The 15,677-nt window shown below is 60.1% G+C and carries 11 protein-coding genes; 7 read left to right on the top strand and 4 right to left on the bottom strand.

The window, feature by feature from the left end; translation table 11 throughout:
• Positions 1 to 51: 51 nt before the first annotated feature.
• The 4 genes from nadD (at position 52) to AC6H1L_RS15520 (ending at position 3,482) form a co-directional block, all read left to right on the top strand.
• Positions 52 to 744, top strand: coding sequence for a nicotinate-nucleotide adenylyltransferase (gene nadD / locus AC6H1L_RS15535; protein ID WP_497598395.1), 693 nt, complete (start codon positions 52 to 54; stop codon positions 742 to 744).
• Positions 728 to 955, top strand: a complete 228-nt coding sequence (locus tag AC6H1L_RS15530) for a DUF951 domain-containing protein (RefSeq protein ID WP_497598394.1) — start codon at positions 728 to 730, stop codon at positions 953 to 955. Before nadD ends, AC6H1L_RS15530 begins: the two co-directional genes overlap by 17 nt.
• A gap of 278 nt (positions 956 to 1,233) precedes the next feature.
• Complete coding sequence (locus tag AC6H1L_RS15525; protein ID WP_497601556.1) at positions 1,234 to 2,583, top strand: MFS transporter; 1,350 nt, start codon at positions 1,234 to 1,236, stop codon at positions 2,581 to 2,583.
• 92 nt (positions 2,584 to 2,675) lie between these two features.
• Entirely contained in the window at positions 2,676 to 3,482 is an 807-nt protein-coding gene (locus AC6H1L_RS15520) for a hypothetical protein (protein WP_497598393.1), read from the top strand.
• Positions 3,483 to 3,590: 108 nt separating this feature from the next.
• Here the strand turns inward: AC6H1L_RS15520 and mutL are convergent, their stop codons facing one another.
• Entirely contained in the window at positions 3,591 to 5,393 is a 1,803-nt protein-coding gene (gene mutL / locus AC6H1L_RS15515; RefSeq protein ID WP_497598392.1) for a DNA mismatch repair endonuclease MutL, read from the bottom strand.
• Positions 5,390 to 8,173, bottom strand: a complete 2,784-nt coding sequence (gene mutS / locus AC6H1L_RS15510; RefSeq protein ID WP_497598391.1) for a DNA mismatch repair protein MutS — start codon at positions 8,171 to 8,173, stop codon at positions 5,390 to 5,392. The genes mutL and mutS overlap by 4 nt, the downstream gene beginning before the upstream one ends.
• Positions 8,174 to 8,862: 689 nt before the next feature.
• Here mutS and AC6H1L_RS15505 point away from each other — a divergent pair.
• The 3 genes from AC6H1L_RS15505 to AC6H1L_RS15495 all read left to right on the top strand — a co-directional run bounded on the left by AC6H1L_RS15505 (position 8,863) and on the right by AC6H1L_RS15495 (position 13,511).
• A complete protein-coding gene (locus AC6H1L_RS15505) occupies positions 8,863 to 10,836 on the top strand; it encodes a variant leucine-rich repeat-containing protein (protein ID WP_497598390.1) in 1,974 nt (657 codons plus the stop codon).
• A 440-nt stretch (positions 10,837 to 11,276) separates the two neighbouring features.
• A complete protein-coding gene (locus AC6H1L_RS15500) occupies positions 11,277 to 12,281 on the top strand; it encodes an ATP-binding protein (RefSeq protein WP_497598389.1) in 1,005 nt (334 codons plus the stop codon).
• Between the two features lie 90 nt (positions 12,282 to 12,371).
• Positions 12,372 to 13,511 (top strand): vWA domain-containing protein, encoded by a 1,140-nt coding sequence (locus AC6H1L_RS15495; RefSeq protein ID WP_497598388.1) that lies wholly within the window; start codon positions 12,372 to 12,374, stop codon positions 13,509 to 13,511.
• Between the two features lie 73 nt (positions 13,512 to 13,584).
• Here the strand turns inward: AC6H1L_RS15495 and AC6H1L_RS15490 are convergent, their stop codons facing one another.
• Positions 13,585 to 14,787 carry a cytochrome P450 gene (locus tag AC6H1L_RS15490; protein WP_497598387.1) on the bottom strand — a complete coding sequence of 401 codons (1,203 nt, stop codon included), beginning with the start codon at positions 14,785 to 14,787 and terminating at the stop codon, positions 13,585 to 13,587.
• A gap of 5 nt (positions 14,788 to 14,792) precedes the next feature.
• The gene (locus AC6H1L_RS15485; protein ID WP_497598386.1) at positions 14,793 to 15,434 is read right to left on the bottom strand and encodes a TetR/AcrR family transcriptional regulator; all 642 of its coding nucleotides are present in this window, start codon (positions 15,432 to 15,434) and stop codon (positions 14,793 to 14,795) included.
• Positions 15,435 to 15,677 lie beyond the last annotated feature (243 nt).

The following is a 15,677-nucleotide window of genomic DNA, read 5'->3' as shown; positions in this document are numbered from 1 at the left end:
CCAGGTGGACGCGCCGCCTACAATTGTTGCTGAGAGGAGTTTCTTTCACCTATGGGACAGACGCAAGCTGTGAGGCGCATTGGTTTGCTGGGAGGGACCTTCGACCCGATTCACTATGGGCACCTGGTGATTGCTGAGGAGGTCCGGGCAACGCTGGCACTCTCTGAGGTGGTCTTTATTCCTACCGGTCAGCCACCCCACAAGCCGGGCCGCCCGGTCACTCCGGCGGCGCATCGCCTCGCTATGTTGCGGCTGGCCATCGCCTCTAACCCAGCTTTCTCTGTCTCCGAGATTGAGCTTGAGCGGCCTGGCCCCTCCTATACGGTGGAGACGTTGCGCCTGTTGCGCGAGCGCTGGGGACCAGGGGCCTACTTCGCCTTTATTTTGGGTGCCGATAGCCTGGCCGAGTTTACAAGTTGGTACAACGCCGCCGGCGTCCTGGCGCAGCTTGACTGCTTAGTGGCGGTAGGCCGCCCGGGCTATCGCCCGCCAGAAGAGCTGCTCGCAACCCTGGAGAAGCGCCTGCCAGGCATCCGCGAACGGCTGCGCGTGGTCAATGCGCCTTCTCTCTCCATTTCGGCGAGCGATCTGCGCCGGCGCGTGGCTGAGGGCCGTCCGATTAAGTATCAAACACCAGAGAGTGTCGAGGCGTATATTGCACAGCACCAGCTTTATCGCGAGTCGGGACGAGATGAACCAGTAGAGGGGGGGTCCAGCTATGTCCAGGATGCCCATGCATCTTGAGCTTGGGGACCGCTTGCGCCTGCGTAAGCCGCATCCGTGTGGTGGCTCAACCTGGCAGGTGGTGCGCCTGGGCGCCGATATCGGCCTACGCTGTGAAACCTGCGGTCGGCGTGTTCTTCTGCCTCGCTCGGAGGTGGAGCGGCGTACAAAGGAGCGCCTGCCGCCTTTGAATCCGCCGGACATTGATCCGAATGCGCCTGCGGCCTTCTAGGCTCGACGGAGACAGGGCCAACATGCCCAGGAATGAGATCGGGAGAGAGGCCCGCCACTGGCTCGGGCTCGGGAATGGGGCAACCGCCGCGCCGGCTTGGGTTCCTACGTGGTCAATGGCTACGCTCCCGGTCTTGGTCGCTGCTCCGTATTCACTTCGAAGCTAGCACATTTGGGAGAGATGCTATGGCTGTTGCCAGGTCCAAGCAAGGGGGAGGCTTCAAGACACTTCTCAGGAAGAAAAATTTTGTCTACCTCTGGCTCGCTCAGTTGATTTCAATGACCATCCTCAATGCCTCCAATTATGCGATTATGGTCCTGGTTGAGGAGGTCACAGGGTCAACGACGCTGGTCGGCGTGGCAATCATTAGTTTCAGCTTGCCCGCTTTGCTCTTCAGCGCCCCCGCCGGGGTCTTTGTGGATCGCTTTGATAAGCGGCTGATTCTCTGGGGGAGTAACTGCTTGCGCGCTATTGCGAGCTTTGGCTTTGTGATCTCGCTGCTGATCGACTCGCGACAACTGATCCCCGCCTATTTGCTGACGTTCCTGATTTCGAGTATCGGCCAGTTCTTTACACCCGCCGAGAGTTCGACGATCCCTTTGCTGGTCGACGAGGATGAGCTGATGCCCGCTCTGGCGCTCTTCAATATCACCTTTATGACTTCTATGGCGCTAGGGATGATTATCTTCGCCCCGCTGGTGCTGAGCCTGCTCTCTCCTTTCCAGCTCTTTTCTCTGACTGTGCAGCCCGTGGAGACGCTCTATTTCTTGATCGGCTTGCTCTACCTGGTCTGCGCTGGCCTGATCTTATTGATTCCCGCCCGCGCCTTTGAGCAGCATGCGCCGCGCCGCTCTGCCGCTTCCAGCGAGGACCTGGCTACGCAGTCGCTGAGTCTGTTCGGTAATATCGGTAGTGAGATGCGGCAAGGCTGGCTCTTTATTCGCCAGAATAAGCCACTGCTGCTGGCTGTGGTGCAGCTATCGTTCGCTGGTATCCTGTTGTCTCTGGTGGCCGAGCTGGCCACCGCTCTGGTCACAAGGCTGTTTTTGCTCCCCGCCGATACGCTGGCCTTTGTCTTCGCGCCCGCTGGAATCGGCCTGGTACTAGGCTCGCTCTTTATGCCCCGCATTACCCGTCGCCTGGGCATATCTCGCTCGATCTTGCTGGGTTGCGTGGGCTTTGCTCTGATCATTTTGCTTTTGCCATTGTTAACGTTAGTCGCGCGCAGTCTGGAGCCAGTAGGCTGGAATACTCATCCTCTCTTCTTGGGCTGCGCTGCCTTGATTATGTTTCTGGGCGGCATCGCTCTGGATTGTATTAATATCCCGGCTCAGACGCGCGTCCAGGAGGAGACCCCCGAGTGGATTAAGGGCCGCGTGCTGGCGCTGCAGTTGATGCTCTATAATGCCGGGACTATCCCGGTCATCTTGTTGACGGGCGCAGCCACCGACTTGCTCGGCATCGATCGCGTGATCTATTTGTTGTCGTTGGCTATCTTGCTTTTCGCGCTCTGGGGCTTCTTCTATGAGCGCCGCTATCCTCCTACTCCTCCTTGTTTGCAGGAGGAGCCAGAGGAAGAATATGGGCATGAGGAGCTTGAGACCGAAACCGATGAGATAAGCCGCTGATCTCTGAAAAACATGGCCCTATTGACGCTTGTACAGATCCTTCCCTACAATAGTGATGAGAGGCCGTCGCGCTGTCGACCGACGCTGAGGCAATGCTCATGGACCCTGCCCTGACTGCTCAGATTAAGCCCTATGAACCCTGGCTGTTGATTGCCGGCGTTTTTGTGCTCTTTGTCTTGCTCCGCCTGATCTGCCGTGCTCTGCGCCAGCGCGTCGATCGCATCGGTTACCGCTTGTTCGGCGAGCGAGGCCTGTTAATCTGGTTCTGGATGAATGCCCCTGGCGTCGTTCTCCATGAACTTTGTCACGCTTTCGTTGTGCTGCTTTTCAGGCCATTCGGCTTCCGCATTACTAAAATTACGCTTTTCCGCATTAAACCATTAATACAGGAAAGGCCTTATGGTATGCTGCAGCGCGGCATGCCCCAAGCGCTGCAGCTCGGCGAGGTGCAATATGTGCGCCCACCGGGCCGTCTGATCAGTCATATCGGCGATGGCCTCAGTGCCATTGCTCCTCTGCTTGGAGGTATCGGGGCGATCATCTTTCTTTACTGGGTGGCCACGGGCTACAACATCTGGGAGGTGCGCCTGCAGCTGATCCGGCCAGGTTGGCCCTGGTGGACGCTGCTCTTTGCTCCCTATTTGATCCTGACGATCACTGCCGAGCTTTGGCCAAGCTCTCAGGACTGGCGCGGCGCTCGCTGGCTCCTGACGGGCCTTTTGCTGCTGGCCGTGCTGACGCTGGCCGTGCTTTGGTATACCCACCTGCTCGTTTTTAATGAGGCGCTGCTGCAAGGAGTTGCCTCTGTAGCGCTCCACATCGATTTCGCTCTGCTGGCTCTCCTGGCCCTCGATCTGGTGATCTTCATCGTGGCCGATCTCCTCAACCGCCTCCTATAAGCTGTCCATCCAGTAGTAAGGCTGGACCTGGTTGTCCATCACTCCGCGCGCTGTTATGGGTGACGAGAGTGATTGCTGCGGCCTGCGTTGTCGAGCACCTGGGTGAGCTTACCATTCGAACTTTTCGCTAAGGAAGGTGCGGCTATAGTGCAGCAGGACGGGACTGCCATGCGGACACACTGCCGGCGCCGTGGTTTGAGCCAGGCGTTGGAGCAGCTCCTGCTGCTCGCCCAGGCTCAAGGGACGCCCTCGGCGCAGCGCTGAGCGGCATGCCAGCCCAATCAATAAGCGATCTTTCCAGTCCTCGCTGTCTTCAAGAGCGATCTCCACTAGCTCGCGCAGGTGGGCCGCAAGCTGCTCGCTATCGCCGATGCCCTGCGGAACCGAGCGCACCAGGAAGCTGCGCCCACCGAAATGCTCGCAGTCCAGGCCCAGGCTGGCCAGAATCGGCAGACGTTGCTCTAGCAGCTCTGCCTGCCAGCCTTTCAACTCCAAGACCACCGGCTCAAGCAAGAGGCGCGCCGCCAGGCTCTCGGCCCCTTCACTGCCGGCGCTATGGCTGCGCAGATGCTCATAGAGAATGCGCTCATGGGCGCGGTGCTGATCGACGAGATAGAGGCTCCCATCAGGGGCCTCTGCCAGAATGACAGCCTCCTGTAGCTGAGCCAGAGGGCGCAGCGTCGCCAGAACTTCGGCGGTCGTTGGCAGATTGCCTGCGCTGCGATAATGCTCGCCGGCTTCGAGGACGCGCAGGCCCCGCCGACGCGGTCCCGGCAAGCGCGGCTGATAGACGCCGGCTGGGCCTGGCCAGGTGCTCTCAGCGGGCAGAGCCGGGCTGCGCTCGAGTACGGCTCGCACGCTCTGGGTGAGCAGGGCCGCCAGCTCGCGTTCACGTTTCAGGCCTACCTCGCTTTTGGTCGGGTGGACATTGGCGTCGACCTCTTGAGCTGGCAGTTGCAGATGCAGCACCAGCAAAGGATGGCGTCCCTTGGCTAGCAGCGAGCGATAGCCGGCTTCCAGAGCCTCTTGTAGTGCCCGTACTTGAACAGGCCGCCCATTGATAAAGAGCATGACATGCTGCCGATTAGGCTGGGCCAGCACCCGATTACCTACATAGCCGAAGATCCTGACGCCTTCTTCTTCGACCTCTATGGGAATCAGCAGTTCGGCCAGCGGCAGGCGGTAGAGTTCAGCCAGGGTGGTAGCCAGATCACCGCTACCGCTGGTCTGTAACAAGGACTGCTCTTCGACGCTGAGATTAAAGCGTACTGCAGGATAACCGGCGGCGTAGCGATAAAGCAGCTGCAAGATTTGGCCGGCTTCACTGCGCGCGCTGCGCATGAACTTCAAGCGTGCTGGCACATTGTAGAAGAGTTCACGTACGGTGACGGTCGTGCCGTGGGGACGGGCGCGATGACCGCGCTGCACCAGCTCGCCGCCACGCACTGTGATCCAGGCTGCTGGCACCTCCTGGCCATCGGCTTCGCTTTCAATGGGCCGGCTGAGTAGGGTCAGCTCAGAGACGGCGGCAATACTGGCCAACGCCTCGCCCCGAAAACCTAGAGTATATAAGTGCTCTAAGTCCTCGACACGGGCGATTTTGCTGGTGGAGTGACGAGCACAGGCCCGTTCCAGATCCTCTTCGGGTATCCCCTGGCCATCGTCGCTGACTCGAATGAGACGTAGGCCCCCTTCGCGAATCTCAACGCGGATCTCCCTGGCTCCGGCATCAAGAGCGTTCTCCACCAGCTCTTTGACCACCGAAGCGGGACGCTCGATCACTTCGCCGGCAGCAATGCGCTCCGCCACTTCTGTTGGTAGCTGACGAATAGGCGAACGGAAAGAGGGTGGCGTGGGCGCAGACAAGAAACGCTGGCCTGGATCTGGCGTGAACGAATCCGAGCGACTCATAGCGCCTTTCTCTGTCGATGTCGCTGACGTTGCATGAGAAAGAGGAGATTGAGGGCATCGAGCGGCGTGATGGCACAGATATCGATCTGATCAAGCAAGGCGTCATCCGCCTCTTGCTGTTCAAGGAGAGAGGCCAGCCGCCGCCCTTCCTCGCTCTGCCAGGCATAGGTAAGCGCCAGCCCCTGGCCCTGAGTACTGGCTGCAGCGGTTGTTCTACGCTCGGCCACGGCCCCCGTTTGCCCTTCGCTTTCGCTGTCGCTCCGGTGGCCGTTAGCGCCGGAGAGCGACGGCTCAGCCTTGGCAGCCGCGGAGATAGGCAAGGCCCCGGTTACGAGCGCCACCCCGGCTACTTGGCCAGGAGCATGCTGTCCCACTTCTAGCGCCTTCAGTACCTCCTGAGCGCGCCGGATGATGCTCGGCGGCATGCCAGCCAGCCGCGCTACATGGACGCCATAGCTGCGCCCGATGCAGCCGGGGGTCACGCGGTGCAAGAAAACGATCTCGCCCTCCTCGCTCTCGCTGATGGCCATCGTGTAGACGCGCAAATGCGGCAGCTCATTGGCCATCGCCGCCAGCTCATGATAGTGGGTAGCGAAGAGCGTGCGCGCGCCAATCACCGAATGCAGATGCTCGACCACGGCGCGAGCAATGGCCAGGCCATCGTAGGTGCTCGTGCCGCGCCCGATTTCGTCAAGCACGATCAGGCTATGGCGCGTGGCGTGGTGCAGGATGGCGGCGGTCTCCTCCATTTCCAGCATGAAGGTGCTTTTACCCGAGGCGATATCGTCCTCAGCCCCAACGCGGGTAAAAATGCGGTCTACCAGGCCAATGCGCGCGCTTCTGGCAGGAACGAAACTGCCAATCTGAGCGAGCAGGGTGATGAGGGCCACCTGACGCAGATAGGTCGATTTGCCGGCCATGTTTGGCCCGGTCAGCAAGAGGATGCGCTCGCCCTCATCGCCATCGAGATGGGTATCGTTGGGGATAAAGACGTCGCCGTCAAGGCTGCGCTCAACCACAGGGTGGCGCCCGCCAACGATATCAAGCACATGTCCCTGTTCAAGCACAGGCCGCACATAGCCGTAATGGGCGGCCACTTCGGCGAGGCTGAGCAGGGCATCAATCCGCGCTACCGCCGAGGCCGTCGTCATAATCTGGCCGTAGGAGAGGCCCAACTGACGTAACACATCAGCGTAGATGCTGCGCTCAAGTTCTTCGATACGCTCCTCGGCATTAAGAATGCGCGCCTCGTGCTCCTTCAGCTCAGGCGTAATATAGCGCTCAGCGTTGGTCAGGGTCTGGCGACGCTCATAGTCAGGAGGCACCAGATGACGATTAGCCTTGCTGACTTCAATATAGTAGCCGAAGACCTTGTTATAGCCGACCTTGAGCGACTTGATACCGGTGCGCTCACGCTCCTGCGGCTCCAGACGGGCCATCCAGAGGCGCGAGTCACGGATCGAAGCGATCAAGGCATCCAGCTCGGGATGAAAGCCGGCGCGGATCAGCCGCCCATGTTCGGCGCCATCGTCCGTCTGCCCCTCGGACACAAGGGCCCGAGCGATCAAATCGCGCACCTGGGGGCAGTCATCTAGCTCTGAGGCTATTTCCTGTAATAGGGGAGATTGGCATCCCTGTAGCAACTCGCGCAGACGCGGAATGACTTCCAGATAGTTGCGTAAGCCCTGGACTTCGCGCAGCGTCGCCGTCCCCTGACGTACCCGTCCGGCACAACGCTCCAGGTCGCCCAGGCCCTGCAGGCAGGCCGCAATGCGGCTGCGCAGCGCGGGACTTTCATACAGCTCTTCAACGCTCTCCAGGCGCGCATTGAGCAGCGTCAGATCAAGCAGAGGCTGCGTCAACATGCGGCGCAGGTAGCGCGCTCCCATTGGGGTCAAAGTGCGGTCGAGGACGCCCAACAGGCTCCCCTGGGTTGTGCCACTGCGCGAGCCTTGCAGGATATCGAGGTTGCGCTGTGTGTGGGCATCCAGCACCATATAACTGGTCGTCTGGTAGGAATGGAGGCCCGTCAGCAGCGAGAGCAAGGCCGTATTCATCTTCTCCAGGTAGGCAATAATCGCTCCCGCGGCAGCAATCGCCTGGGGAGCGCCGGCGCAGCCATAGGCGTCAAGCGATTGCACACCAAAATGGCGGCAGAGGCGTGCGCGGGCCGCCTCGACGTCGAAGAAATGGGGCGGACAGGGGGTAATGGTCACGGTCTGCGAGGGGAAACGGTAGGCATCGCGACTTGTCCCCTCAGCAACCAGGCATTCAGAGGGGGCCAGTCGCTGTAATTCAGCTTCCAGAGCCGCTGGCAACTCCGCAGGAGCAAACCAGGTGACGCTAAACTCACCCGTGCTCACATCCACCACCGCCAGCCCCGTCTGTTGGCGCGAGGAGGCAATAGCTACCAGATAATTATTCTGGCGCGCCGGCAAGAGATTCGGCTCAGAGAGCGTACCAGCCGTCAGGATGCGCGTCACAGCACGATCTACCACACCGTGGCCAACCTCGCCAACCTGATCGCAGATCGCTACTTTATAGCCGCGTTGGATCAGCTTGCCTACGTAGTTTTCGAGCGCGTGCATCGGAATCCCAGCCAGTGGCACACGCTCCTCACCATAGTTGCGAGCCGTAAGAACGATCTGCAGCTCGCGGGCCGCAATACGGGCATCCTCATCAAAGGTCTCGTAGAAATCGCCAACCTGATAGAGCAAAATTGCATCGGGATACTGGCTCTTGATCTGCAGATACTGGCGCCGTGCGGGTGTGACCTTCACCGCTCTCTTCTCCTCCTGCCAAGCCATAGCAGACCTCGACCGAACGTCTGTACTATAGCATATTCCAGAGCAATTGCGCCACTCGGCAATGACTGAAGTCATACAGCTTCTTCTGCCCTGGAAGCTGCACGACGGGGACACGCAGCGTTCGCTTGTCAGGGACCAGAGGATTCCTGCGCCAGCTAGAGGGGTCTGCGCTTGAGACCCTAGACGCGGGAGGTGCCATCTTCTCAACTACTGGGGCTGTTCTCTCGGCTACGTCGCATGAATATCGATCGCCCCGGCTCTATCCCGATGATACACCCACAGGCAAGGAGGAGATCCAAGGATTCGGCCCGCTACCGCTGCGGGTCGTCGCACTTCGCAGCATGGTCTCCCGTGCGGTTAGCGCTTAGCCTGTGACACTCCTTCGAACGAACACGGCAAATCAGGCTTGCGCACCAAGGGCAAGGGGCAAAGCGGCTGCATTGACAGAGAGATGCTCTGTGGTCTATAGTATTTCACTAGTCACTCGCCTATTTGCTGGAGGCCCGCCGGCAAGCCCATCAGACGCTGCGCTTATGTGGCCTGCGCTGGCACCTCCCTATTTTGCCTTGCTACTTTTGATGCCACCAGCCGATGCGCCTCGCCCTTATGCCGACTGATTGTTGAGGACGGGATCACTAGACTAGCGATGGATCTTTCCGCTCATGACAACTGAACGTGTGCCCCCCGAGCTGGTTGCTGAGGCCCAAAGCCTCGATACGGCACCGGAGCGGCTGGCAGAGTTGAGTCAACAGCCGGCTTTGCGCCCGCTGGTCGCTGCCAATCCGGCGACCCCGCCCGCTGTTTTGGAGCAGCTCAGCAGAGAACGTGATTTGAGCGTGCGCCGGGCCGTGGCACGTAATCCCAACACTTCGCTCGATCTGTTGCTGGAGCTGGCCCGTGAGTTTCCTCACGAATTTCTGGCCAATCCTATTCTGCCCCTCTTGAATCTGACGCAGCCTGATTTCATTAAGCAGGCATCGCCCCAGGCGTGGCTGCAGCTCCTCCGCTGTGAAGAAACACCCCTGCTCTGGCTGCGTTGGCTCAACGAGGATGTGAACCTCAGCCGTATTCGCTGGTTCTCCGATGAAACCATGTGGGCCTTACAGTGGCACGTGGCGATTGCTGGCGAGATAGACGAGTTTAACAAGCAATGGCAGCAGATTGCCAGCGAGGCGGTAGCTGATTACGAGCGACGTAGCAGCCAGGTGGGCCTTTACCCTCGCTCGTTCAGTTCGACCCTGGTGCTTCTGGCTTTGGCGCTGCCTGACCTCTACCCCTGGCTGCTTGAAGGCATCTACCAGCCCTCCGACGACTGTTGGCGTCGACTTCTGCACGCCTGCCTGCCTCGCATGCACCAGGGCACGCGGGAGAAACTGGCCAGAGAGGGGCCACTGCCAGTGCGCGTGGAGACCATCGGCCTGGCAGCTCTGCCACCTGAGCTGCTGCGCGAGCTGGCACATGCTTCGGAGGCAGCGATTCGCGGCGCCGTCGCAGCCAATCCCGCCACGCCTCCCGATCTCCTGCTGACCTTGCTAGAGGATACCAGCAGTGAAGTGCTCAGCCGCCTGGCCCACCATCCTCAGCTACCAGCCGAGGCCCTGGCCCGCCTGGTCAGCAGAGCCGAACCCGAGGTTCGCCAGGCCGCGGCCAGTCATCCTGCTCTGCAGGAGACCGAGCGCGCTCACCTTGCTGCCGATGCCAGCCCTGCCGTCCGGGCCGCCGTCGCTGCGCACCTGCCCCCTGACAGCGACTGGTTTCAGCTCCTGGCTCAGGATGACGCCAGCGAGGTGCGGGCTGCTGTGGCCGCTCATCCGGCTTTGCCGCCAGGGCTCATTGAAAACCTATTGAGCGATCGCTCTGTCGAGGTCGTGCGGGCACTGGCCAGTAATCCGCGGTTGCCTGCAGCGCTGGTCGAGCAACTTTGCAGACATCCGCAGGAGTTGATCCGTCGCTGCGCCGCCTCGCATCCAGCCTTGACGCCCGAGGCCCTGCGCCGCCTGGCGACTGCGAGCGCTCACGATCGGCCCTTGCTGGTTGGCCTGGCTTGCAATCCTCAGACGCCTATCGATGTCTCAACCTGGCTCGCAGAGCTTGACGATCGTGATATCCACCTGGCTTTGAGCAAGCAGCCGCAATTGCCCGGCCCCTTGCTGGAGCGTCTTGCCGCCCGCTATCTGCGTGAGTGGCGCCGCCAACGCGCTGCCACCTTAGCGGAGGAGGGTGCGCAGCCGATAGAGATTCTTCGCTCCGTGGCTGCCCATCCTGCTACTCCACTGACACTGCTGGAGCAGTTGCTGCGCTTGAACGACAGTGAGATAGCGATCGCAGTTGCAACCCACCCGCAGGTTGTGGCGCAAGCCCAGGGACCAATCTTTGATTATCTGCTGGAGACGCTGCGCGAAGAAATCATCAAAGCTGATCTACCTTCGCGCCTGCGCCCGCTGTTGCTGCAGCGCCAGGATCTGCCTCCGGCTTTGCTGGAGCTGTTCGCCGAATCCGGTCGCTGGGTTGAACGCTATCTTGTGACTCAGCATGCCGCCGCACCGGCGACGCTGCTGGAAACTCTGGCCCACGATGGCAATTGCTTTGTGCGCGCCGCCGCGCGGGCCCGATTGGCGGCCCTTTCAGCGCATTGACAGACACCGCGCTTGTTTACTATACTGCAAACACATGATTCTCGCGCATCAGGTGAGAAGCTGGCGCTTCTTCACACCAACAGTTCGATCCCGCCTCTTGTCTAGCGGCGGGACGCTTGCCCTCGGCGTACGGACGCTGATCTTGCTTCCCGAATGATCGCCTTTGTACGCTTGTCTACTCATCCCTCTGTAGCTGCCACCTGGCTTCTGCTGTGGGACCGCCCAACTGGCGAGAGAAGAGGGGCGTGACAGATTTCTCCTGTGGTGCTGCTCCAAGGGAGGGGATCGCTTCGGGCCTAGGGGCCTGTCCTTCTCTCCTGGGGCCGCCGGCGAGAGGTCGCCCCGGAGCACATGCTGCCATGTATGTGCTGTATGTGCTATCCATATAGCTGGAGTGCTACCTCAATCAAACGAAACAGCAAGGAAGGTGAAAGAGTCTCATGCGACCTGATGCCCTGGCACGCTTTCTTTCCGGCCTGGTGAGTCGACGCCTGATGATGAGTACCATGATCTGGGGGCCGCCCGGCATCGGTAAATCCAGCATCGTTGCTCAAACAGCGCGCAGCCACGGTTTGGAGCTGATCGATCTGCGTCTCTCACAGCTTGCTCCTACCGATTTGCGCGGTTTGCCAGTGGCTGAGGAGGGGATCGCTCGCTGGTACCCGCCCGAGTTTCTGCCGCGCTCAGGTCAGGGTATTCTCTTTCTCGATGAGCTAAACCTGGCCCCGCCAACCATCCAGGGCATCGCCCAGCAGCTGATTCTTGACCGGCGCGTCGGAAGCTACACCGTTCCCGAAGGCTGGTTCATCTGGGCCGCCGGCAATCGTAAAGAAGATCGGGCCGCCGTCTTCGATATGCCGGCCCCTCTGAGTAATCGCTTTATTCACCTGTTTGTGGAACCGAATTTCGAGAGCTTCAAGGCCTATGCGTTGGAGCAGGGCATGCATGAACATCTCCTGGCCTTTCTGGCCTTTCGTCCCGAACTGCTCCACAAGCTTGATCCTCAGCAGCCAGCCTGGCCCTCCCCGCGCACATGGATGATGGCCGACGCACTCTATAAAGCCGGACTGGATATCGCCCCCGCCGTTGGCCAGGGCGCCGCTGCCGAGTTTGAGGCTTTTATGGCTCTCTACGACCGTCTCCCTGATGTCGAGGCCATCCTGGGAGGCGAGGGGGAGCGCGTCGCTTTTCCTGGCGAGCCGTCGCTACGTTACGCCCTTACTATTGCTTTGGCAACGCGCGCCTCAAGCCTGCAGCAGTGCTATGAGGCTTTCGTCTGGATGAGCCGCAAAGCTCCACCGGAATGGGTCCAGCTCTTCGCTACTGATCTTTTCCGCTTGTTGCGCGCCCGCAACGAACTCGGTAAGCTGGCCGCCCTGGTACAGCGCAATCAGCAGCTCCAGAAGTTGTTTGCTGAATATATGGAACTGCTTAATCAGCAGTAGTGAGCGAAGGAGGGATAGCCCGCTGACGAGAGCCACAGGCCGTCAGTGCCCCGCGATCGCTTGAGCCAGCTCGCTCCAAGGAGGTTATTCATGCAGGAGCGACAAGATATACAAAAACAGATTAGCGCCGCGATACTTCAGTTGCGCCTGCGGCAGCCATTTTTCGCCACGCTGAGCCTTTTCGCCCAGATCAAAGTGAGCGAGAACGTCGATACGGCCATGACCGACGGGCGGAGCATTACCTTTAATCCCACTTTTTGGCAGCAGCTGAGGCCAGCCGAACGCCAGGGAGTGCTGACCCATGAGGTGCTCCATGTCGCTCTCCAGCACGTGCCGCGCCGCGGCCAGCGCGATGCGCAGCTCTGGAATATCGCCGCCGATATCGTCGTCAATGGCATCATCGCCCACCTGGAGGGACTAGAGCTGCCCAAAGGTCACGTACGTGAACCTGATCTGGAAAATCTATGCGTTGAAGAGGTCTATCAGCAGCTGCAGCAAAATCGCCAGCGCGCGGCCCAGCTCCGCGTTCTCCAGGATCTGAAGCAGCCTGGCCAAGAGGAGGAGCCGCTCGCGCCCGAAGAGCATGACCGGCTGCGAGACTACTGGTGGCGGGCCATCAAGCAGGCTCGCAATACCAATACGCACCCTGGTCACTTGCCCCTCGGTCTGGAGCGCGAGCTGTCGCGTATTGAACCGAGCCGACTTGACTGGCGTAGCTATCTCTGGCGCTTTCTGACCCAGACGCCGAGTGATTTCGCTGGCTTTGATCGGCGCTTTATCGGCCAGCGGCTCTATCTTGATGCCCAGGAGAATGAGCAGCTTTACGCCTACATCGCTATCGATACAAGCGGTTCGATCACCGAGCACGACCTGAGCCTTTTTCTCGGTGAGGTGCGCGGCATTCTGGCCGCCTACCCGCATGTCATCGGTCAGCTCTACTATGTCGATAGCGACTGTCACGGCCCCTATGAGGTGAGCAATGTCACCAGCGCGCTGCCACTGCCGCAAGGTGGCGGAGGAACCAACTTTCGCCCCTTCTTCGAGCGCATTCAGGCCGAGCATGAGCCGTGGCAGAACGCCGTCTGTGTCTATCTGACCGACGGCTTTGGCCTCTTTCCCGAGGAGCCGCCCGGCTTACCCGTGCTCTGGGTCGTGACAGGCTACCATCTTGAGAAGGAGGCCTTTCCCTTTGGCGAGGTGATCGAGTTAGTGCCTGACGAAGGGCCTTAGACGAGGCGGCGTCCGCTCTGGCCTGGCTGGGGCGGACGCCGCTGATCACCTGGCTGCTCCGCTTGTTCCTCAATCAGGACTGGCGAGCCGCAGACGCTTTCTCGAAGGCGATTGGCAAGGAGCGAATGACGAAGACCAGCCCGCGATTAACCATGATTGGGATACCCGGTATGCGCTCCAGATGTCCCAGGCGCTGTAACATCAATGGCAAGGCAATTTTGGCCTCCAGGCGTGCCAGCGGGGCCCCGACACAGTAGTGGATACCATGACCGAAGGCCAGATGCCGATTGGGGCTGCGTTCGATCAGGAAGCGATCTGGCTCCGGGAACTGGGCCGGGTCACGGTTGGCCGAGGCGATCCAGACAAGCACGCTTTGCTGAGGCGGAATGCGCTGCCCGCCAAGCTCAACCTCAGTCGTTGTACGCCGCAGCAGGAACCAGACGGGCGGCAGGAAGCGCAGCACTTCCTCAATCGCTGCCGGCATCAGCTCTGGCTGACGACGGAGCCGCTCCATGATATCCGGGTGGTCGGTAAAGCAAACGATGGCATTGGCGATCAGGTTCTTGGTGGTCTCCTGGCCGGCAGCGAGCAGCAGCACGCAGAAGCTGAGCAGCTCTGCTTGACTAAGGCGCTGCCCGTCGATTTCAGCCTGACAGAGAGCACTGATCAGGTCTTCGCGCGGCGCCTTCCGCCGCTCGGCGATCAGATCTGTGAAGTAGTCTTCCATCTCTTGCCGCATCGTCCGCCCGGCCAGGCGCCGCGCCGGTGGCATCGAGGGATCAGCCCGCGCCCAGCGTTGGAAGATGTCCCAATCCTGATCAGGTACACCGAGCAGCTCAGCGATGACTTTGGCTGGAAGGGGGAAGGCAATGTCAGCCACGACATCTAGCTCTCCCTTGGCAAGCACCGCATCAAGCAGTTCCTGGGTGATTTGTGTGATGCGGTCCGCGAGACGCGCTACGGCCCGCGGTGTGAAGGCCTGATTGACCAGGCTGCGCAGTTTGCGATGCTCTGGCGGATCTTTAGCCACCAGCGTTCCTTCAAAAAAGGCTCCGACATCCTCAAATGCATTTGAGGAAAAGCGAGCGTAATCGTTGAGCACATTCAAGACATCGTCGTAGCGAAAGATTTGCCAGATACCGGTTCCTTCATGGAAGAAAACCGGATGCGCCTCGCGCATGGCCGCAAACCAGGCAAAGGAACGCTCGGTTTCTTCCAGGGGCTGCAGCCCGAAGAGCATGGGGGCCGTTGCGCGTAAACCGGGCTGTGATTGCATGGCAGCTATATCCTTTCCTCTCCAGGCGTGTCGCTGGCAATACCATCAAAGAAGATCTGCGCGACCTGCTCTACAAGACACTCGGGAGAGAGGTGCTCACGCTCAAGCACCGGCTGATACTTATTGAAGAGTAGCAGATGCATAAATGTCTGTAGTAGCAGATCGGTCGAGAGCGTAGCGCGAAACTCGCCGCTTTGCTGACCTTGCTCCAGCAAGGCGCGAATAGCGGCGCTGATCTGCTTCAGGCGGGGGCCGAGGCTCTCTGTGAGCGTCTGCCGCAGGTCTCCGCCGTAGGTGAGCAGTTGCAAGAGGCGAGCATGCAAGCCACTGCGCTCCAGATAGACATACTCCAGAATATACTTGAGCCTGCCGCGGGCCGTACTGGCAGCGCTATGAGCCAGGGCGACAGCGCGGGCGAAGTGCTCCAGATGGCGCGCAAAGAGGGCAGTGATTAGCTCATCTTTGCCGCCGGGGAAGTGCTGATAGAGCGTCCCCTTGGCAATGCCGCAGCGAGCTGCGATCTCATCCATCGTCGTCTCATGATAGCCCCGCTCTTCGAAGACTTCCTCCGCTACATTCAGAATCAGCTCAGCACGTACCTCGCGCAGCCGCTCTTTTAAGCGCTGTCGCCCTGGCTCGTCCGCCATTGGCCTGGTCCTCCTTGCTCAAAGTTGCTCTCCCCACGCTCTCGGCACTTCATTGAACTTCCCAGTCATATTTTAGACGTATGAGTCACAGAAGGCAAGACGTAGATCAGAGAGGAGCCGCAAAGCCGGCAAGCTAGTCGCCTGTCAGAGGGACAGTGCGCCGGCCTTGCAGTATGGCGCGGTTGACATAGCAGAGGGGATTGCCTATCCTGGAAAGGCAGCAAGCCGCCTGTCAGCGAGCGC

Source organism: Thermogemmatispora argillosa, from assembly GCF_059696725.1.
This window is presented reverse-complemented; position numbering and strand designations above follow the sequence as displayed.